The sequence below is a fragment of the Janthinobacterium sp. MP5059B genome (assembly GCF_001758645.1).
GTDB classification, from domain to species: domain Bacteria; phylum Pseudomonadota; class Gammaproteobacteria; order Burkholderiales; family Burkholderiaceae_D; genus Janthinobacterium; species Janthinobacterium lividum.
On sequence record NZ_LRHX01000002.1, the window covers coordinates 39,111 to 59,907 of the forward strand.

Sequence of the window (20,797 nt, forward strand, 5' to 3'; positions counted from 1 at the left end):
GCTAACCTCATGCCAGTTTTTCCAATACGTGTGCGATCGCCTCATTGGCGTCGCGCTTGCCTGCTGCCAGTGCCGCTTGCGCCATATGCTGGCAGGTATCGCGGCTCAGCGATGCCAGCAGGGTGCTCAGCGACGCCGCACTCATTTCCGTCTGCGGCAGATGAATCGCCGCGCCTTGTTTTGCCATCCATTGCGCGTTGTCGCGCTGATGGCTGGTGGTCGACGCCACCAGCGGCACGAGCACGCTGGCCACGCCGGCCGCCGTCAATTCCGACAGGGTGATGGCGCCCGCACGGCAAATCACCAGATCGGCCTCGGTATATGCCCTGGCCATGTCGTCGATGAAGTCGACCACATTGGCTTGCACGCCCGCCTGCGCATATGCGGCATGCAGGGCGTCGATATTCTTCTTGCCCGACTGGTGCGTCACCAGCGGGCGTTCGCCCTCCGGCATCAGCGCCAGCGCGGCGGGCAGATTGTCGTTCAGCGCTTTCGCGCCCAGGCTGCCGCCCACCACGAGGATGCGCAACGGTCCGCTGCGGCCCGCGAAACGCGTGGCTGGCGGCGCCATGGCGAGGATCTCGGCGCGCACGGGATTGCCGGTGACGACGGCCTTGCCGGCGGCGCTGCCGAAATCGGCGGGAAAGCCGAAGCACACCTGCTGCGCCAGCGGCACCAGGGTCTTGTTCGACAGCAGCAGCGCCGCGTCGGCATTGACCAGCACCAGCGGCACGCCCTTCAGGCGCGCCATCAGGCCGCCCGGCACGGTGACGTAGCCGCCCATGCCCATCACCACGTCCGGCTTGCGGCTGGCGATGAAACGGCGGATGGCAAAAAAGCTGGCCAGCATCTTGAAGCCGCCTTTGACCGTGTGCGCCAGGCCTTTGCCGCGCATGCCGGAGAACGCGATGGCATCCATGGGAATGCCGCTTTTCGGCACCAGTTCCTGCTCCATGCCGTGGGTCGTGCCCAGCCAGCTCACTTCCCAGCCACGCGCGCGCATGGTCTGCGCAATCGCCAGGCCCGGGAAAATATGGCCGCCGGTGCCGGCCGCCATGATCATCAGTCTTTTCGTCGTTTTCAAGTTCGTCACGCTGTTCATAGCCGGCCTCCCCGCATCAGGATCCGGTTTTCATAATCGATGCGCAGCAAAATCGCCAGGCCGATACAGTTAATCAGTACGCCCGTGCCGCCATAACTCATCAAGGGCAAGGTCAGGCCCTTGGTCGGCAGCAGGCCCAGGTTCACGCCCATGTTGATGAAGGTCTGCACGCCGATCCAGATGGCGATGCCTTTAGCCGTCAGGCCGGCAAAGGTCTGGTCGATGGCGATCGCCTGGCGGCCGATGTCAAATGCCCGCTTGATAATCCAGTAGAACATGCCGATCACGATCAGCACGCCCACCAGGCCCAGCTCCTCGCCGATCACGGCCAGCAAAAAGTCCGTATGCGCTTCGGGCAGATAATGCAGTTTTTCCACGCTGCCGCCCAGTCCCACGCCAAACAGTTCACCGCGTCCGAAGGCGATCAGCGAATGCGTCAGCTGGTAAGCCTTGTTCAGCGCATTGTCTTCCTGCCACGGATCGAGATACGCAAAAAACCGCTCGCGGCGGAATTTCGACAAGGCGATGATGGTGACGAAGATCGCCGTCAGCATGGCGCCGATGCCGCCGAACCAGATGGCGTTCACGCCGCCCAAAAACAGGATGCCCATGGCAATGCAGACGATCACGCCGAAGGCGCCAAGATCGGGCTCCATCAGCAGCAGCAAGCCGACGAAGCTGACAGCCAGCGCCATCGGCATGAAGCCCTTGGTCAGCTTGTGCATGTACTCCTGCTTGCGCACCGTGTAATCGGCCGCGTACAGCACCATCACCACCTTCATCAGCTCGGACGGCTGCGGCCGCAGGCCCGGCAGGTTCAGCCAGCGGCGGCCGCCATTGACCGACACGCCCAGGCCCGGTATCAAGACCATCACCAGCAGCACCAGGGTGCCGATGAACAACCACGGCGCCATCTTTTGCCAGGTGGCGACGGGGATGCGAAATACCAGCGCGCCAACGACGATCGAAATACCGATGAACAGCGCCTGGCGCACGACAAAATAATTGTTCGTGTAGGCGGCGAACTTGCGCGCATCCGACAGCGAGATCGACGCCGAATACACCATCACCATGCCCAGCAACATGAGCAGCAGGACGACCCACACCAGCGGCTTGTCATAGTCCATCATCTTCGACTGCCGCGCGCGGCTATCCAGCGGCTTGGCAGCCGAGCCGGAACCAAAGCTGAAGGGCAGTTGGAAGGCCATCAGATATCCTGTCCGTTTTCCAGGGCGATGTCGCGCACGGCGCCGACAAACACCTGCGCGCGATGCGCATAATTCTTGAACATGTCCAGGCTGGCGCACGCAGGCGACAACAGCACGGCATCGCCGGCCAGCGCCAGGCCGCTGGCGCGCTTGACGGCTTCCGGCAAGGTGGCGCAATCGATGATGTCCACGCCGGCCGGTTCGAGGGCCGCGCGCAAGGCAGGCGCATCGCGGCCGATCAGCACCACGGCGCGTACATAGCGCGACACGGGTTCGGCCAGCGGCGAGAAATCCTGCCCCTTGCCGTCGCCGCCGGCGATCAGCACCAGGCGCTGTTCCGCGCCGCCAAACGCCTTGCCCAGGCCGAACAGGGCGGCTACCGTCGCACCCACATTCGTGCCCTTGCTGTCGTCGTAGTACTCGACTTCATTGACGGCCGTGATCAGTTCCACGCGGTGCGGTTCGCCCTGGTATTCGCGCAAGCCATGCAGCAGCGGCGCGAATGGCAAGCCGATGGCGCGGCATAGGGCCAGCGCCGCCAGCGCATTCGAGGCATTGTGCTGGCCGCGGATTTTCAGCGCGTCGGCCGGCATCAGCTTTTTCGCCATCGTCGGCACCGGTTCCGGCGCCGGATCATTCTTCCTGCGTTTTTTCTCGACCACTTCTTCGCTGGGCACGGCTTGCGCCAGCCAGAAGATGCCCCGTTCATTCACCAGGCCAAAGCTGTCCACTTCCACGGGTTCACCCGTGCCGAAGGTGATCGTTTCGGTCAGCGGGTCGGCCATGTGCATCACCGCCGCGTCGTCGCGGTTCAATATGCGCACGGTCTGCTCGCCGAAGATGCGCGCCTTGTCGGCAGCATAGGCAGCCATGTCGCCATGCCAGTCCAGGTGATCCTGCGACAGATTCAGGACCGTGGCCGCGTCGGCTTGCAGGCTGAACGTCGTGTGCAGCTGGAAGCTGGACAATTCCAGGATCCACGCCTGCGGCAAGGTGCTGGCGACGGGTTCCGCCACTTCAGCTTCCGCATCCACAGGCTGCGGCGCAGGCTCCGCATCGAGCACTTCGCGCAGCACGTCCAGCGCAGCGGGACTGATATTGCCAGCCACGCGCGTGGCCAGGCCCGCGCGTTCGCACAGCAAACCTACCAGGCTGGTGACGGTCGTCTTGCCATTCGTGCCCGTGATGGCGATGACTTTCGGCGCATAGCCGCGTTCCGCCTTGAGCGCGGCCAGGGCCTGCGCGAACAGTTCGATCTCGCCCCACACGGGGATATTTTTCTCAAGTGCGGCAGGCGAAATCTGCGCCAGCTCGCGGCCCGGCGCCAGGCCAGGGCTGACGGCGACGAAATCGACGCCATCGAGCAATTCGGCCGTGAAGGCGCCGGCGATGAACTGCGCCTGCGGCACGGCGGCCTGCAACGCTGCCAGGCGCTCGGGCGCCTGGCGCGTATCGGCCACGCGCACGCAAGCACCGCTGCGGGCCAGCCACAGGGCCATGGCCAGCCCCGACTCGCCGAGGCCCAGTACCAGTGCGGTTTTAGCGTCGTATATCATCAGCGCAGCTTCAAGGTGGTCAGGCCGAGCAGCACCAGCATCATGGTGATGATCCAGAAACGCACGACAACCTGCGTCTCCTTCCAGCCTTTTTGTTCAAAATGGTGATGCAACGGCGCCATCAGGAAGACGCGACGGCCCGTGCCATAGCGCTTCTTGGTGTACTTGAACCAGACGACCTGGATGATCACGGACAGCGTTTCGACGACAAAGATGCCGCCCATGATGAACAGGACGATTTCCTGGCGCACGATGACGGCGATGGTGCCCAGCGCACCGCCCAGTGCCAGCGCGCCCACGTCGCCCATGAACACTTTCGCGGGATGCGTGTTATACCAGAGGAAGGCCAGGCCGGAACCGGCCAGCGCGCCGCAGAAGATCACCAGTTCGCCGGCGCCCGGGATGTGCGGGATGAACAGGTAGCGCGCATATGTGGCGTTACCCGTCAGGTAGGCGAACAGGCCCAGGGCCGTGCCCACCATCACGGTGGGCATGATGGCCAGGCCGTCAAGGCCATCGGTGAAATTGACGGCGTTGCTGGTGCCGACGATGACGCAATAGGTCAGCGCGATAAAGCCCCATACGCCCAGCGGATAGCTGATGGTCTTGAAGAACGGGACGATCAGGTCGGCCTTCGGCGGCAAGTCCATGGCGAAGCCCGATTGCACCCAGGCGTAGATCAGATTCCATACCTGGCCAGCATTGGGCTCGGAGATGGAGACGGAAAACGCCAGGTAAAACGCGGCGGCGATGCCGATCAGCGATTGCCAGAAGTATTTCTCGCGCGAGCGCATGCCTTCCGGATCCTGGTGCACCACCTTGCGGTAGTCGTCGGCCCAGCCGACTGCGCCAAAGCCCAAGGTGACGATCAGCACGGGCCAGATGAAGCGGTTCGACAGGTCAGCCCACAGCAAGGTGGAAATGCCGATGGCGATGAGGATCAGCACACCGCCCATGGTGGGGGTGCCGTGTTTTTTCAGGTGCGTTTGCGGGCCGTCCGTACGCACGGCCTGGCCGACCTTCATGCGCGTAAGCATGCGGATCACGGCGGGACCGGCGCACAGGCCGATCAAAATCGCCGTCAGGGTGGCGAAGACGGCGCGGAACGTGATGAAGTTAAAGACCCGCAGTGGGCCAATGTCGTCCTGGAAATAATGAGCGAGCCAGAGCAGCATGATTAGTGAGCTTCCTTGTTATTGTTGTTTGAACCAATCAAATGCTGCACGGCCCGTTCCATCTTCATGAAACGGGAGCCCTTGATCAATACTGTTGCATCCGAACGGCCGGACAAATGCGCATCGAGCGCCGCCAGCAAACCGTCGAACTGTTCGAAATACTCCACGACCGTGCCTGATTCCTGGCTGGCGGCTTCCTGCGCCGGATTCACCAGATGGCGCGCCAGTCCGCCCGTCGCCAGCACGTGTTCGATGCCTTTGGCGGCGGCGTAGGCGCCGATCTCTTCGTGGAACTGCTGCCCCTGCGTGCCGACTTCGCTCATCTCGCCCAGCACCAGGATGCGCGGTGCCGCGGCCTGCGCCAGCACATCGATGGCCGCGCGCGCCGAATCCGGATTGGCGTTATACGTGTCGTCGATGATGGTGGCGCCATTGGCGGCCCGTTTTTTCTGCAGCCGGCCATTCACGGGAGAAAACGCCTCCAGGCCCTGCTTGATATGTTCTGGCGCGATGCCGGCGCCAATCGCGCATGCCACGGCCGCCAGCGCATTGCGCACATTGTGTTCGCCCGCCGCCTGCAAGCCGACAAAAAACTGACGCAAGCTGCCGTCCTGTGCCCGCACGCTGACGAACAGGTCGCTGCCAAAATCCTCGGCCGCGCGGTGCGTGCAACTCACATCCGCCTCTTTCGACAGGCCGAAGGTGATGACGGCGCGCGCGCCTGCCAATTCGCGCCACACGGGCGTGAATTCATCATCATGCGGGAAGACGGCCACGCCGTCATGCGCCAGGGCCGCCAGCGCGGCGCCGTTCTCGCGCGCCACCGCTTCCACCGTATGCATGAATTCCTGGTGCTCGCGCTGCGCGTTGTTGACCATCGCCAGGGTAGGCGCGGCAATCGCGGCCAGGCGGGCGATTTCTCCCGGATGGTTCATGCCCATCTCGATGACGGCCGCCTTGTGCGCGGCGCTCAGGCGGAACAGCGTCAATGGCACGCCGATTTCATTATTCAGGTTGCCGCGCGTGGCCAAACGGCCTTCTTCGCCAAAGGCCGCCGCCAGGATGGCCGAAATCATTTCCTTGACAGTGGTCTTGCCATTGCTGCCGGTGACGCCGATGACGGGTAAATTGAAGCGACCGCGCCAATGGTTGGCGATGCGGCCCAGCGCAACCCAGGTATCGGCCACCACGATGGCGGGTACCTTGGCGCTGTCCCAGCCTTCGGGCAGGCGCTCGACCACCACGGCGGCGACGCCGCGCGCAGCCACCTGGTCGAGGAAATCGTGGGCATCAAAACTCTCGCCGCGCAGGGCAACGAAGAGCGAGCCGGCTTGGGCGCTGCGGCTGTCGGTGGAGACGCCATCAAAGGATGCGTCGCCCGTCAGCTGCGCGCCGTCCAGCGACGGCATCAGTTCAAGCAGGCTTGCGTGCATCAGGCTATCCATCAGTTCGTCCTCATCATCGTCAGGCGCGCGGACAAGGCCAGCTGCGCATGGTCGGCATCGGAGAACGGCAGTTTCTTGCCCTTGATTTCCTGGTACGGCTCATGCCCCTTGCCCGCCAACAGGATCACGTCCGGCTTGGCCGCGTGCTTGATGGCCGACAAAATGGCGCCGGCACGGTCTTCGATGGCTTGCGGCTGCGGACCGTCGGCACGCATGCCGGCGACGATCTGCGCGATGATGGCGTGCGGATCTTCGCTGCGCGGATTGTCGCTGGTGACCAGCACGTGATCGGCCAGCTGCGCGATGGCGCCCATCTGCGGACGCTTGCCCGGATCGCGGTCGCCGCCGCAGCCGAACACGCACCACAGCTGGCCGCCCCGCTCCTGCGCCACCTGGCGCAAGGCAGCCAGGGTCTTTTCCAGCGCGTCCGGCGTATGCGCGTAATCGATGACGACCATCGGCGCTTCCTGGCCGCCCACCTGCTGCATGCGGCCGGGGGCCGGCTGCAGGGATTCGATGCCGTCGATGGCGGCGCGCAGGCCGGTGCCGTGCGCCAGCAAGGCACCCAGCACGGCCAGCGCGTTGCTGATATTGAAGTGGCCCACCAGCTGCGTCTTGACCAGCGCCACGCCCAGCGGACATTCCAGGTGGAAGTCGGTGCCGGCATGGCGGCTGCGGAACTGGCTGGCGCGCAGCATCAGCACGCCAGGCAGATCGGGCAAGCTGGCCGCGTCCTGCAAGGTGTAGCCGATGACCGGGTATTCACCGGCCAGCCTGCCGTCCACGTGGCGCGCCAGGCGCAAGCCCATGGCGTCATCCAGATTGATGACGGCTGTTTTCAGGCCGGGCCAGTCGAACAGCTTGACCTTGGCCGCCTCGTAGGCCGCCATGTCGCCATGGTAGTCGAGGTGGTCGCGCGTCAGATTGGTAAACATGGCGACGTCAAAATGCATGCCGGCCGCGCGGTCCTGGTCCAGACCGATCGACGACACTTCAATGGCAACGGCCTTGGCGCCAGCGTCGCGCATGGCGGCCAGTTTGCGCGCCAGCAGCACGGCGTCCGGCGTGGTGTAGCCGGTGACGTCGAATTCGATGGCGCCGCGCGGCTTGCACAAGCCCACGCCCAGGGTCCCGATGACGGACGAGGTTTCGCCCAGGCGCGCCAGGGCTTGCGCCAGCCACAGCGCGCACGATGTCTTGCCATTCGTGCCCGTCACGCCTGCGCTGAACATGGCGCTGTCGGGCATGTCGTAGAAAGCATGCGCCACGGAACCGGCCAGGCGTTTCAGGTCGCTGACCAGCAGGTGCGGCACGGCCCATGCGGCGTTCCACTCGACGGCATCATGCACGATGGCGGCGGCGCCCTGCTCGATGGCGGCGTCGATGAAATGGGTGGCGCCCGCGTAGGCGAAAAACACGTCGCCGCGCTGCACGCGGCGCGAATCGGACGTCAGCTGCCCGGACGGGGCAGCCGCTTTGATCCACAAACTGATATCTTGTATGGTCATGAGTGACTTCACATGGCCTCCGGGCCGGCATTGGCCGGGACCACGATTTCGGTAACGGAGGAATCGGGCGGTACGTTCATCGCGCGCAGCGCGTTGGTCGCAATCGCCGCGAAAGCGGGAGCGGCAACCTGGCCGCCATAGTGGGCGGGGCCGGTCGGTTCATCGATCATCACGGCAATGATGAAGCGCGGCGCCGACATCGGCACCATGCCCACGAACGAGCCGATGTATTTGCGCGGCATCGCGTAGCGGCCGTTTTCCACTTTATAGGCGGTACCCGTCTTGCCGCCCACGCGGTAGCCGGCAACCTGGGCGCGCTTGGCCGAGCCGTGCGCGCCGGAGACCACGAGTTCCAGCATGGCGCGCATTTCGGCGGCCGTCTTCGGCTTGATCACTTGCTGGCCCACGGGCAGTTCATTGACCTTCTGGAATGACAGGGGAATCGTGTCGCCATCACGCGCGAACATCATATAAGAGCGCGCCAGCTGGATCAGCGACACGGAAATGCCGTTACCGTAGCTCATGGTGGCCTGCTCCACCGGGCGCCACGATTTATACGGACGCACGCGGCCGGCCACGGCGCCAGGGAAGCCCCATTTCGGCTGCTGGCCGAAGCCGACCTTGGTAAACATTTCCCACATTTCCTGCGACGGCATGCCCAGCGCGATTTTCGAGGTGCCGATGTTCGACGACATCTCGATGATTTCCGAGACATTGATCACGCCGTGCGGCTTGGTGTCCGTGATCGTGCGGTCGGCGATGGTATAGCGGCCCGGACCCGTGTCAATCAGGGTGCCCGGCTTGACGCGGCCCGTATCGAGCGCCAGTGACACCGTGATCGGCTTCAGGGTCGAACCGGGCTCAAAAGTATCGGTCATGACGCGGTTGCGCAGCTGCTGGCCCGTCAGCTTGCGGCGGTCGTTCGGGTCGTAGCTCGGGTAATTGGCCAGGGCCAGCACTTCGCCCGTGTGCACGTCGAGCACCACGGCGCCGCCAGCCTTGGCGTTGAATTTCTCCACCGCTTCCTTCAGCTGCGTGAAGGCGATGTACTGGATTTTGCTGTCGACGGACAGGGTCAGGTCCTTGCCGTCATGCGGTTCGTGGATGAAGCCGATGTCTTCGACGATGTGGCCCAGGCGGTCCTTGATCACGCGGCGGCTGCCGGTGGTGCCGACGAGGGTTTTCTGCTGCGCCAGTTCCATGCTTTCCTGGCCCACGTCTTCCACGTTGGTAAAGCCCACCACGTGGGTCATCACTTCGCCCTGTGGATAGAAGCGCTTGTATTCCTTGCGCTCGTCGATGCCGTCGATGCCCAGCTTGGAAATCTTGTCGGCCACGTCCATCTCGACCTGGCGTTTCAGGTAAACGAAGCTGCGGTCCGAATCGAGTTTCTTGCGCAATTCGTTGACATTCATTTCCAGCAGGCCGGCCAGCGCATTGATTTTTTCGGGCGATGCCTGCAGCACGTCGTCGGGAATGGCCCAGATGGCTTTCACGGGGACGGACGAGGCGAGCACCTGGCCATTGCGGTCTGTGATCTTGCCGCGCGTGGCCGGCAATTCCAGGGTGCGCTCATAGCGCGCCTTGCCCTGCTTTTGCAGGAACTGCGTCGATACGCCCTGCAGCCACAGGGCGCGCGCGCCCAGGCCGGCGAAAGCGAAGAACAGCAGGAACAGCACGACGCGCGAACGCCAGACGGGCAGACGCACCGCCAGTACGGGGTTCTTCGAGAATGGCACGCCTTTCGATGCCGCCACCCGGCCGTTGCTATTACCGCCCAACTTCATTATTCGCCCTCCGTCAGGTATTGCGTACGCGCCGCCGTCAGCGGCGTCATGCTCAGGTCGCGCCGCGCGATCGATTCGATGCGTTCATGCTTGCCCAAAGTGGACTGGTCCAGCTGCAGTTGCGCCCAGTCGATGTCGAGCTGGCGCGACAGCGCTTGCGCGCGCTCCAGGTCGATCAGCAAGTGGCGCGACTGATACTGCGCATTCACCAGCGACAGGCCGCAGCACACCAGCAGGGCCGACAGCACGACACACAGCTTGCCAGTCATCGGGCGCCGCCACGAACTGGAATGGGCAAACGCTGCGCCACGCGCATCACGGCCGAACGCGAACGCGGATTGCCCTCGATCTCGGCATCGGACGGCTTCATCTTCGAAATCAGCTTCATTTCCGGCTGCGGCAAGTCGATCGCGCGGATCGGCAGGCGGCGGTCAGGCTGCTCCACGTTCGCCTTCGAGGCGAAGAAGCGCTTGACCATGCGGTCTTCCAGCGAGTGAAAACTGATCACGGCCATGCGCGCGCCGGGCGCCAGACAGGCATACGCCTGGCTCAGACCGATCTCGAGATCCTCGAGCTCTTTGTTAATGAAAATGCGTATGGCCTGAAAGGTGCGGGTAGCGGGGTCCTTACCCTTCTCGCGGGTCTTGACGGCGCCTGCCACGATGCCGGCAAGCTGTCGTGTGCTTGAAATTGGCTGGACTGCCCGGCCAGCAACAATCGCCTTTGCAATCTGAAAAGCAAACCGTTCTTCCCCATAATCGCGTATCACTTTCTCTAAATTCTGCTCGGTTTCCACCGCCAGCCATTCGGCCGCGGAGATGCCGCGCGTGGTATCCATGCGCATGTCCAGCGGTCCGTCGTTGCGGAAGCTGAAACCGCGCGCCGCGTCGTCGACTTGCGGCGACGAGATGCCCAGGTCAAGCAGGATGCCATCGACCTGCTGCACGCCGCGTTCGGCCAGGCTGGCCGTCATGGTGGCAAAACTGTCGTGGACGATTTCAAAGCGGGGGTCGCCGATCTGTTCGGCCGTGGCGATGGCTTGCAAATCCTTGTCGAAGCCGATCAGGCGCGCGTCGGGCGCCAGGCGCGACAAGATCAATCGGCTATGGCCGCCGCGGCCAAACGTGCCATCGACATAAATGCCGTGCGCGCGGTCGCCCGACAGGTCGAGCGCATCGACCGCTTCATCGAGCAGCACCGTGCGATGCTGAAATTCCGGCACCGTGAGTTGTGTCATTACGGAGCCTTAGAAAGAAAAATTGGAAAGTACATCGGGGGTGCCGGCATCGATCGCCTGCTGTTCTTTGTCGGCCAACTTGGCGGCATCCCATATTTCAAAGTGGCTGCCCATGCCGATCATCATGACTTCGCGCGCCAGTCCGACGGCGTTGCGCAATTCGGGCGAGATCAGCACGCGGCCGGCCGAGTCCAGCTCGACGTCGACGGCGTTGCCGAGGAAGATGCGCTGCCAGGCGCGCGCCGACATGGGCCAGGCGGCGATTTGCTGGCGGTGGCTTTCCCACACGGGACGGGGAAAAAACAGCAGGCAGCCATCGGGGTGTTTGGTGAGTGTCAAGCGGCCTTCGCATTGAATCGCCAGCGCGTCACGGTGCTTGGCAGGGATAGACATCCTGCCTTTGGCATCGAGATTGATTGCGGACGCGCCTTGAAACACGGAAGACCTTTTTGAGCTTGGGTTGCGACGCTTGCGCATCGCGATGAAAAGGGAAAATTTCCCACAAAAACACACTTTTTCACACAGTTGCCCACTTTAGAGGAAGCAAAGATAGTGGTCAAGCGGTTTCCGATTGGCAAAACAGGAATTTTATTAATGAAATTAAGGACTTAGCGCATATCGTTGAAGGAGTCTCAAATAAAAATATATCGATAAATTAGATACTTATGAAAGATAGTGAATGTGCTACCTCATCTGCACACATGTGTTTTCCTACCGTAAACATCGAAAAAAACGAAATCAAAAAATTGAATTTTTTACAGTTAGTTGACACATGACAATAGTTTCGTCATCCGGACACAACAGCAATCAAGCATCGGAAAAGACTTGGTTTAAAGCAAAAGAAAATCATCCTTGGCGCGTATCGCCCCTGTTTTCCGGGCCTGGCCTGTCACAGGAAAACTATTTTTGCAACGCAGCAATTAATTGTAAACAGGAAACTTTAACCAATTGTTCATTTTTAGTTGTCTATACAACTTTATCGTGGATGCTATATTTTTAGAAACAAAAAAAGCCCCGTTGCGGGGGCTTTTTGGACGGCGCACAGCATGAAAAACGCTGCGGACGATACGCTCCCTGGCAAGCCAGGAAACAGGAATTCAAGTGAAGCAGGCCGGTAGGCCGGATTTTGTTACGGCGCCTTCCCTTGCAGGTTGGCGCTATGACAGTCATTCCTCTAGGCGCCAGATTACTCGGGCGCTCAAGCTTTCTACCCGCACGCTCCGCGAGCAGCATCATCGCGTGCCTATTTGAAATTGCACCAGGTGGAGGTTACCGCGTTTCACCGTAACTTAATACGCTCGTCTCTGTGGCCCTATTCCTCGCCTTATACCTTGCGGCTTTCGACGGACGGCCGTTAACCGTCACCCCGCTCTATGGAGTCCGGACCTTCCTCCCGCCAGCGCATTGCTGCGCCGGCCAGCGACTGTCTGGCCTGCTTCACCCGCCATTGTACCGCGCCGCAGCATGTTTCTGCAAAAAGGCCTGTGCACGCGCGACACCGCTCGCCGGGCCCCTCGTCGGGTCCCGGCCCGGGGGATTGTGTAATTCGGTGTCGCCATTTCAAAAGCCGGGCCAAATCGGCTCACATAGAATGAGGCAAGCTGCTTGCATGCAGGCGCATGCGCACCGCTTGCCCCATTTCTTTGCCACCCACTAGAATATAAAGAGCCGAACATGACGCAACAACCCCGTACCGGCGGCCAGATCCTGGTCGATGCCCTGCAGATCCACGGTGTCGACACCGCCTTTGGCGTGCCTGGCGAAAGCTACCTCGACGTGCTCGACGCCCTGCACGATTCGGGCATCCGCTTCATCATCAACCGCCAGGAAGGCGGTGCCGCCTTCATGGCCGAAGCCTACGGCAAGCTGACGGGCAAGCCGGGCATCTGCTTCGTCACGCGGGGACCGGGCGCCACCAACGCCTCGATCGGCGTGCACACGGCCTACCAGGATTCCACGCCGATGATCCTGTTCATCGGCCAAGTGGGCAATGATTTCGTCGACCGCGAAGCATTCCAGGAAATCGACTACCGCCGCATGTACGGCCAGATGGCCAAGTGGGTGGCGCAGATCGACCGCGCCGAGCGCATTCCCGAATACCTGGCGCGCGCCTTCCAGGTTGCCACCAGCGGCCGCCCCGGCCCCGTCGTGCTGGCCCTGCCGGAAGACATGCTCATTGCGCTGGCCACGGTGGCCGACACGCGCGCCTACCAGCCCGTGCAGGCGGCGCCATCGAATGCCCAGCTGCAGCAGTTGCGCGGCATGCTGGCGACCGCGAAGCAGCCGCTGGTCTTGCTGGGCGGTACCACCTGGACGCCGCAAGCTTGCGCCGACCTGCAGCAGTTCGCGGAAAGTAACCACCTGCCCGTCGCCTGCGCCTTCCGCTTCCAGGACTTGCTCGACAATGCTCACCCGAACTACATCGGCGACGTCGGCATCGGCATCAACCCGAAACTGGCCGCGCGCGTGAAAAACGCCGACCTGGTCATCGCCATCGGCCCGCGCCTGGGCGAAATGACGACAGGCGGTTACACCCTGTTCGACTCGCCCGTGCCGCGCCAGCGCCTGGTGCACATCCATACGGATGCCGAGGAACTGGGCAGCGTTTACCAGGCCGAGCTGATGATCAACAGCGGCATGCCGCAAGTCTGCGCCATGCTGGCCGCCATGGCGCCCGTCGATGCATCCGCCTGGCAGCATACGCCAGCCGAAGCCAAGGCCGAGCTGGCCGCCTACCAGGAGCGCCCGCCCATCTTCCAGGATGGCCAGGCGCCGCTGGACCTGTGGCAAGTCACGCAAGAGATCATGGCGCAGGCCCCCGCTGACACCATCCTGACGAACGGCGCCGGCAATTACGCCTCGTGGGCGCACCGCTTCTATCGCTACGGCGGCATGCGCACCCAGCTGGCGCCAACCAACGGCGCCATGGGCTACGGCGTGCCGTCCGGCGTGGCAGCGAAGATCGTGCACCCCGAGCGCACCGTGATCACGTTCGCCGGCGATGGCGAATACATGATGAATGGCCAGGAGCTGGCCACGGCCGTGCAATACCAGGCGGGCGTGGTCATCATCGTCTTCAATAACCAGATGTTCGGCACCATCCGCATGCACCAGGAGCGCGACTACCCGGGCCGCGTGTCGGGCACGACCCTGCACAACCCGGATTTTGCGGCGTTGGCGCAAGCGTATGGCGCGCATGGCGAAGTGGTGAATACGACAGAAGAGTTCGCCCCCGCCCTGCAACGGGCGCTGGCGCACGCCAAGGCCAACAACTTGCCGGCCTTGATCGAACTGCGCTACGACGGCAACCTGATCACACCGAACGCGACGCTGGCAACCATCCGCGCCACGGCGGAAAAGGCGCAGGCCGCCAAATAAGCCTCCTGCAAGGCGAGAAATAACAAAGGCCCGGTCGATACCGGGCCTTTTTCTTTTTAACCGCAGCAATCGCTCAGGCTGCGGGCACGGGCGCGCTTTCCTCGGCAGGTACTGCCTCGGCGGGCGCTTGCGGCACCGGCGGGCATGGCGTGCAATGCTTCAGGGGACGGCCGAAATCGCGCACGCGGCTCAGTTTCATCGGCATGCGCACGTTACCGCCGCAGTAATCGCCTTCCAGGGTCAGGGTCTGGCCATCTTTGGAAAACTTGCCGACGATGGTGCGCTCTTCGCTGTCGGCGCCGGCGATGGTGAAATCGAAGGCGCCCGTGGCGGCGTCCAGGTTGACGTCGTTGGCCACGATGGGCCAGCTCAGGGCGCCTGCCGTGAATTCATAGATGACGGAATCGGCTTCGGCAAAGCGGTGCAGCGTCACGCGCTGGCCGCCGATTTCGCCGCTATCCTTTTGCAGGCACAGGTCGGAGTAGACGGCCACGCCGTAGCGCTCCAGTCCGGCCGGCTTCTTGCCCTTGACGGCAGCGACAGCGGCGCCCGTGGCGCCAGCAAGCAGCAGCGCAGCCAGCAAGGCGGCCAGGCGCGGCGAGGTGAATGAATACATGGCATTCCTTTACTTGAGTAACGGCGTCATTATAACTGGCGCCGCACATGCAAAAACGCGCTGCCAGGCCGAAGCCAGACAGCGCGTTTCCTTGCTTATCAGCATCCCCGAAGGGATGCTGGCAGCGGTACTAAGCTTCGCTTGCGCGAATATTAGAACGAGTGACGAACGCCAACGTTGAAGGCTTTGTCGCCCGTACCAACATTGCTGTTGTTACCAACGGTGTAGCCTGCGCCGTTTTTGTTCTTGATCTTGGCGTACGAAGCGTAGGTGCTCGTGCGCTTCGACAGAGCGTAGGAGTAACCCAGTGCCCATTGATCAGCGTCAGCGTTAGCGATGCCTTTGTCGTTCGTGCGGATGAACGAAGCCATTACGGTGCCAGCTGGGCCAACAGGTACGGTTGCGCCGACCAGGATGTTGTTGCTGTCGGTGCTGAAGCCAGCCGAAGTGTAGTTAAACGCGTTAACGTTGCCGTTGTTGCGGATGGCGCTGTTTTGGCCTTTGTTCACGCCGTAAGCGACGTAAGCTTTTGCAACTGCGAAATCGTAGTTAACAGCAGCCAGGTAGTTACGGCCGCTACCGGTTTCGGTCAGCGCGGTGTCGTTAGCGGTGTTGTTGTAAGCGATACGAGCGTTCAAAGGACCGTTCGAGTAGCCAGCCGACGCGCCGATTTTGCGGCCGATTTTGTTCGACTCAGCGTTTTCGCCGAAGGTGTAAGCCACGTCAGCGTCAAAGCCGTTGAAGTTTGGCGAGGTGTACAGCACGGTGTTGCTGGTGCGGGTGTTCGCTGGGAACAAGTTTTTAGCGGAACCAGCGTAGCCAGCTGCGAATGGATCAGCAACTTTCGACAGGGTGTTGTACCAAGGGGTGTATTGACGACCCAGGGTCAAGGTACCGGTCGTTTTGCTGCTCAGACCAACGTAAGCTTGACGATTGAACAAGGTACCTGCAACGTCTTGTTGACCGTTGTCAACGCCGAAGCCCGATTCCAGAACGAACAGAGCCGACAGGCCGCTGCCCAGATCTTCGGTGCCTTTGAAGCCGATACGGGAAGCCGAAGCAATGCCGCTGTCCAGTTTGTTAACGTTGCCGTTAACACCGCCGCGCTCGCTGACGAAACCAGCGTCAACGGTACCGTAGATAACAACGCTCGATTGAGCTTGGGCTACGCCAGTGGCTGCTGCCAGAACTGCCAGGGTGATCAGAGTTTTTTTCATTGCGATTTCCTTTAATTTTTGAAGCAAAAAGTAATACAGCCTATGCATCTCGAGCTGCGCTCTAACAGAGCGCTTTTTATGAGTGAGGGCAAGGTCTCCACCTGCCACATTGCTGTTCCGGTCAGGGGAACAATTCACATCGGTATCGGCACGCTATTGCACCGATAAGCTTGAAGGTTGCAGAGCGACCGTATTTTCATGCGCCGGTTCGGTGCTCAAAGGGCACCGGAAGCGGCACTATAACGACCGTTTCACATTCCATCAAGTTCCAACATGTTACTTCCGGTACCAGGCCGAGTGCTTTTTCAGGCATCCCGGCCATCGCCAACCGTACTACGCGACAGAGCCAGTGCCCCTTGCCAACCAATGCATTGGCCTGATTGACCATTCCATCATAGCGCATGCCTTGTCGACACCCGTTGTATTAGTGCAACAGTATCAGGCGCGTGATTAAAACATCAACATGCTTTACCCATCATTTACCCTGCATGACTTACGCGACAAAGGGCACAATTTGTCAGGCGATAATGGATAAACGGAACGAAGCATACACGGCATCGCCAATGTTTGCTGCCGGATGCCCAAAAACGGGAAATATCACGCTCTGTTTTGGTGCGTTGCCGCATTATTCAGGGGCGTAGACGCCATTTTTGACGTCGGCGCGCGTGTCAGGAAAATAGGCAGAGTATCAATACAATTACTGACTTTCCGGTAATTTAAATTGCTCACATAGAAATGTTTTCCATGTTTTCCGGCTAACTCTTCAGCCACCCGCCTAGAACCGATGAGGACGACTCTTGCTTGCAAATTGCGCATCAGTTGAAACAAATTCTTACAATGTTGCCTTCTCAATATTTCGACATATTTGTGTCTAAAAAACGACACATTGACCGAAATCAAGTTTTCGCTTCCCCCATTCCACACAATTTACTTTTTCTTTTTCGCATTTTTTGCTTATAAGCATCAAAAATCAGCCTTAACGCTGGCTTGCGCGGCGGAGCATGCGCATTAAAGGGCCCAGCACCGGCAGTTTTTCATACAATTCTTCCGCCGCATCCCAATAATCGCGGTGCAATACCACCCGTCCCTGCGCATCGAAACGCACATGGGTTGCGCCACGAATGCACTGTTCGCCAGATACCAGGCGTTTCATGCGAAAGCGAAACTCCCACGTCAGGAACGCTTGCTGCCCCTGCCCCAGGCTTTCCAGCACGACAAACCGTGGCGCATCGACTTGCACGAACATGTGCTCGAAGATGGCCAGGATGGCGGCATGCCCCACCACCTCATTGAACGGGTCCTTGAAATGGGCGTCTGGCGCATACACGGCGCCCAGTTGGGCCAGGCCTTCCAGGCTCAGGTGTTCGTAAAACGCCACCAGGCGCACCAGCGCCTCTTCCATGCCTTCCGTGTCCAGCATGCTTGTACTCATACGCCCGTCACCTTGCGGATCAGCCAAAAATAGGCGCGGTACGGCAACAGCCGCGCCAGGCGCATGACATTGGTAAAGCGCTTGGGAAAGTGGATGTGGAACTGGCCCCGCTCGATGCCGTCGAGCATGGCGGCGGCCGCGTCACGCGCCGTCATCAGGGCCGGCATGGGGAAATCGTTGTCTGCCGTCAGGGGCGTGGCGACAAAGCCGGGGTTGATCTGGTACACGCCGATGCCTCGCGGATGCAAGTCCAGGTACAGCGACTCCGTCAGGTTGATCAGCGCCGCCTTGCTGGCGCCGTACGCGAGCGCCTTGGGCAAGCCGCCATAACCGGCCACCGAAGCGACGATGCCGATGCCGCCACTGCCCTGGCGCAATAGCCACGGCAAAGCCTGCTCCAGGCAATTGAAGACGCCGCCCACATTCAGAGCCACCAAGCCCTGGGCCGCCTCGAGGTCGAAGCTATCGGCGCGCATGGCCTGATAGCCGCCGGCGACCACCAGTATCAGGTCGATATGCGTCCACTGCTGCTGCAATTCTACGCAGACGGCCCGCAGCTGCGCGTGCTGAGTGATATCGAGCGGCAATGCCTGCGCCAGCGCCTGTCCCTCGCACAGCCGCTCGAGGCTGGCGCGATGGCGGGCTGACAAGGCCACGCTGGCGCCCTGCTCCAACAGCAAGGTGGCGCACGCGGCACCGATGCCGCTGGAAGCGCCGATGATCCATACGCGCTTGCCGGCCCAGCTGGTGACCTTGCGATTCATGGGGCCGCCTGCGGACGCTTGCTGAACGATAAAGTGACGGCGCCCAGGCTGAAGCCGAACTTGCTCATGGCGGCCCGGTTCAGCATGACCTTGTCATCCATCAGGAACATCCAGTCCTCGAAGTCGACGTGGTAAACCGTGCCATCGACGGGCAACGCCAGCACGTATTGCCAGCGCAGTGCATTGCCGGCCACTTCGCCGATGGCTTCCCCGATCACGTCGGGCGCCGTGCCGATGAAGCGCCCGGGCGCCGTCTTGCGCAAGGTCCACACGCGCCGTTGGCGGCTGCCATCCGAATACGTGAAGTCTTCATCCAGGGTGCCCGTCTCGCCCACCCAGCTGGCCCGCATCACCACGGTGAAGCGCTTGACCACCTTGCCGGAACGGTCCTGGAAGATGCCGTGGGCATCGAGCGTGCCATTGAAATACTGTTGCATATCCAGTATGGGCAATTCCTGCGCATACGTGGCCGGCGTGGGCGGCGTGGAGCAGGCGGCCAGCGCCAGCATCAGGACCGCCAGCGGCAAACGACGTTTGCAATAACTCATGAAGCGCATGCGCGATTCTCCAGGTGGTCACTATATATATGTTGCAAGGGTGCACGCCACAACAGTAACGCCGCCAGCAGTTTCAAGGCGCAGGGCAGCAAGGCGTAGGCGGCAGCCAGGGCCGGCAAGCCTTTGCTGCTGCCCGGCACATAGCCGAGCCAGGCCAGCAGGGGCAAGGCGATGCCGGCCGCCAGCGCCAGGCTCATCTGCACGCCCCAGTTCCACCAGCCGAAATACGCCGCTTCGTGCCGCCCGGCATGGCCGGCCGCGCCGATCAGCCCTGCCAGCAGGGCCGGCGGCAAGGCCAGGTCGGCGCCCAGCGCCAGGCCCGACAGCAGACAGATGGCGGCAAAACCCCAGGCGGCACCCGCGCCCAGGCCATACGCCCAGACAAACACGGTTGCGGCCAGCAGCATGGCACCACCCCAGGCACGGGCTTCGCCAAAGCGTCGCGCCAGGGCCACCCACACGGGCATCGAGGCGGCCGCCGCGCAAAAGTAGACGATCAGGAACGGCCCTGCGTAATGGTCCAGGCGCAAGTAGTCAGTGGCAAAGAACAGGAACAGGGTGGCGGGAATGGCGGCCGCCACGCCATTGACGAGCAAGACGGCAAACAGCCAGCGAAAGGCGCGCTGGCGAAACGGCAGGCGCCAGGCGCCAGCGGGCAGCGCCTGCGGGCCTTGGCGCAACACCGGACGCGGCGCGCGCGCCAGCAGCAGCGCACCCGCCACCAGCAGGCAGATGGCGAAGGCCAGCGACAAGCCGTCATAGCCGAGCACGGAAGTGAGCCCCGCTGCCAGGATCACGCCAAGCAAGCCGCAGCCTTCGCGCACGGCCGTCACCCGCGCCCGCTGCGCGCGCAGCTGGCTCAGGGCCGCGCCCCAGCTCTGGTGCGCGATACCAGCCAGGCCATAGGCGGCATACACGAGCAGCAAGGCGGCCAGGAACCAGGCCAGGGTGGCAGCTTCCCGCATGGCCGGCGGATGGAACAGGGCAGCAAAGCCCAGCAGCAGCAAGGGCAGCGAGGCGCCAACATATATTGCATAGCCGCGCCCGCCACGCGCCATCCAGACACCGAGGGCAGGATCGATGAAGGCGGCGGCGATGCGTGCCGCCAGCAGCACGGCACCGATTTGCGCCAGGTCAAGACTGCTGCGCTGCGCATAAAACGGCGCCACATATATATAGATGGGCAGCGCCAGCATGGCCAGCGGCAGGCCGAACAGGCCATAACTGAACAAGGCAGGCAAGGTCAAGGCGCTGGCCCCGGCGTTCATGGCAGCGGCGCCGCACTCTGCAGCAAGGCCGCGCGCAGCTTCGGTGCCGTGGTCGATGGCGAGAGCCAGATGGCAAAGAAGGCACGCGCGAAGTCGCCATCCGTCACGTCGGCCAGCACCTTGCCATCGAGATAAAAACGCACGCCGGGCGCGATGCCCGCCCGGTAGGCGCCCGCGATGCGCTGGTCTTCCTTGACGTCAGGAAAGATGCGCTGCATGGTGGCCAGCCAGGCCAGGCGCTGCTCCGGCGTGCCCGCGCCGATTTTCTGCATCTGTTCGTAGCTGGCTTCGGCGATTTTCTTGCCGTCGAGCGAGCGCGCGTAGCGCAGTTCCAGTACAAACGGCGCCGTTTCGGATGCCGCGCCCTGGTAGCCTTGCGGCCCCACCCACAGTTGCGCGCGGTAAATACGCATGCCGAACCACGTGTATTCGCCCTCGCCCGCCAGGCGGGCCTCGGGTACGTCGGCAGCGATGAAGGACGGCGGCGCGGCAGCGGCGCACAACATGGTCAATGACAGCACAACAGTGGCAAGCAGGCGGCGCATGG

The 20,797-nt window shown here is 62.1% G+C and carries 18 protein-coding genes and 1 other RNA gene; 1 reads left to right on the forward strand and 18 read right to left on the reverse strand.

The window, feature by feature from the left end; genetic code table 11:
* Positions 1-7: 7 nt before the first annotated feature.
* The 11 genes from murG to rnpB form a co-directional block, all read right to left on the reverse strand.
* On the reverse strand, positions 8-1,102 hold the full coding sequence (gene murG / locus JAB1_RS00815; protein WP_071653277.1) for an undecaprenyldiphospho-muramoylpentapeptide beta-N-acetylglucosaminyltransferase: 1,095 nt from the start codon (positions 1,100-1,102) through the stop codon (positions 8-10).
* Positions 1,099-2,310, reverse strand: a complete 1,212-nt coding sequence (gene ftsW, locus JAB1_RS00820) for a putative lipid II flippase FtsW (RefSeq protein ID WP_034784970.1) — start codon at positions 2,308-2,310, stop codon at positions 1,099-1,101. Before ftsW ends, murG begins: the two co-directional genes overlap by 4 nt.
* Positions 2,310-3,866 (reverse strand): UDP-N-acetylmuramoyl-L-alanine--D-glutamate ligase, encoded by a 1,557-nt coding sequence (gene murD / locus JAB1_RS00825; protein WP_070278139.1) that lies wholly within the window; start codon positions 3,864-3,866, stop codon positions 2,310-2,312. The genes ftsW and murD overlap by 1 nt, the downstream gene beginning before the upstream one ends.
* A complete protein-coding gene (gene mraY, locus JAB1_RS00830) occupies positions 3,866-5,041 on the reverse strand; it encodes a phospho-N-acetylmuramoyl-pentapeptide-transferase (protein ID WP_070278142.1) in 1,176 nt (391 codons plus the stop codon). Before mraY ends, murD begins: the two co-directional genes overlap by 1 nt.
* Before the next feature lie 2 nt (positions 5,042-5,043).
* Positions 5,044-6,474, reverse strand: coding sequence for a UDP-N-acetylmuramoyl-tripeptide--D-alanyl-D-alanine ligase (gene murF, locus JAB1_RS00835; protein WP_070278351.1), 1,431 nt, complete (start codon positions 6,472-6,474; stop codon positions 5,044-5,046).
* Between the two features lie 11 nt (positions 6,475-6,485).
* Positions 6,486-7,994, reverse strand: a complete 1,509-nt coding sequence (locus tag JAB1_RS00840) for a UDP-N-acetylmuramoyl-L-alanyl-D-glutamate--2,6-diaminopimelate ligase (RefSeq protein WP_070278144.1) — start codon at positions 7,992-7,994, stop codon at positions 6,486-6,488.
* A gap of 8 nt (positions 7,995-8,002) precedes the next feature.
* Positions 8,003-9,781, reverse strand: coding sequence for a penicillin-binding protein 2 (locus JAB1_RS00845; protein ID WP_034748891.1), 1,779 nt, complete (start codon positions 9,779-9,781; stop codon positions 8,003-8,005).
* Positions 9,781-10,050 carry a cell division protein FtsL gene (gene ftsL / locus JAB1_RS00850; RefSeq protein ID WP_034748894.1) on the reverse strand — a complete coding sequence of 90 codons (270 nt, stop codon included), beginning with the start codon at positions 10,048-10,050 and terminating at the stop codon, positions 9,781-9,783. The genes JAB1_RS00845 and ftsL overlap by 1 nt, the downstream gene beginning before the upstream one ends.
* Complete coding sequence (gene rsmH, locus JAB1_RS00855) at positions 10,047-11,018, reverse strand: 16S rRNA (cytosine(1402)-N(4))-methyltransferase RsmH (protein WP_034784964.1); 972 nt, start codon at positions 11,016-11,018, stop codon at positions 10,047-10,049. The genes ftsL and rsmH overlap by 4 nt, the downstream gene beginning before the upstream one ends.
* Before the next feature lie 9 nt (positions 11,019-11,027).
* Positions 11,028-11,456 (reverse strand): division/cell wall cluster transcriptional repressor MraZ, encoded by a 429-nt coding sequence (gene mraZ / locus JAB1_RS00860; protein WP_034748899.1) that lies wholly within the window; start codon positions 11,454-11,456, stop codon positions 11,028-11,030.
* Positions 11,457-12,117: 661 nt separating this feature from the next.
* Positions 12,118-12,457: RNase P RNA component class A (gene rnpB, locus JAB1_RS00865), an RNA gene on the reverse strand.
* Positions 12,458-12,692: 235 nt separating this feature from the next.
* Here rnpB and JAB1_RS00870 point away from each other — a divergent pair.
* On the forward strand, positions 12,693-14,396 hold the full coding sequence (locus JAB1_RS00870) for a thiamine pyrophosphate-binding protein (protein ID WP_070278146.1): 1,704 nt from the start codon (positions 12,693-12,695) through the stop codon (positions 14,394-14,396).
* A gap of 73 nt (positions 14,397-14,469) precedes the next feature.
* On the opposite strand, the gene JAB1_RS00875 is transcribed toward JAB1_RS00870, so the two are convergent.
* The 7 genes from JAB1_RS00875 to JAB1_RS00905 form a co-directional block, all read right to left on the reverse strand.
* A complete protein-coding gene (locus tag JAB1_RS00875; RefSeq protein ID WP_070278148.1) occupies positions 14,470-15,012 on the reverse strand; it encodes a hypothetical protein in 543 nt (180 codons plus the stop codon).
* A 152-nt stretch (positions 15,013-15,164) separates the two neighbouring features.
* On the reverse strand, positions 15,165-16,229 hold the full coding sequence (locus JAB1_RS00880) for a porin (protein WP_070278150.1): 1,065 nt from the start codon (positions 16,227-16,229) through the stop codon (positions 15,165-15,167).
* 976 nt (positions 16,230-17,205) lie between these two features.
* A complete protein-coding gene (locus JAB1_RS00885) occupies positions 17,206-17,661 on the reverse strand; it encodes a nuclear transport factor 2 family protein (RefSeq protein ID WP_070278153.1) in 456 nt (151 codons plus the stop codon).
* Positions 17,658-18,425: an SDR family NAD(P)-dependent oxidoreductase gene (locus JAB1_RS00890; protein WP_070278155.1), complete on the reverse strand. Its 768-nt coding sequence runs from the start codon at positions 18,423-18,425 to the stop codon at positions 17,658-17,660. Before JAB1_RS00890 ends, JAB1_RS00885 begins: the two co-directional genes overlap by 4 nt.
* Entirely contained in the window at positions 18,422-18,973 is a 552-nt protein-coding gene (locus JAB1_RS00895) for a DUF3833 domain-containing protein (protein ID WP_070278353.1), read from the reverse strand. The genes JAB1_RS00890 and JAB1_RS00895 overlap by 4 nt, the downstream gene beginning before the upstream one ends.
* A complete protein-coding gene (locus JAB1_RS00900; RefSeq protein WP_070278157.1) occupies positions 18,970-20,250 on the reverse strand; it encodes an MFS transporter in 1,281 nt (426 codons plus the stop codon). Before JAB1_RS00900 ends, JAB1_RS00895 begins: the two co-directional genes overlap by 4 nt.
* Entirely contained in the window at positions 20,247-20,795 is a 549-nt protein-coding gene (locus JAB1_RS00905) for a chalcone isomerase family protein (protein WP_070278159.1), read from the reverse strand. The genes JAB1_RS00900 and JAB1_RS00905 overlap by 4 nt, the downstream gene beginning before the upstream one ends.
* Between the last annotated feature and the right edge of the window lie 2 nt (positions 20,796-20,797).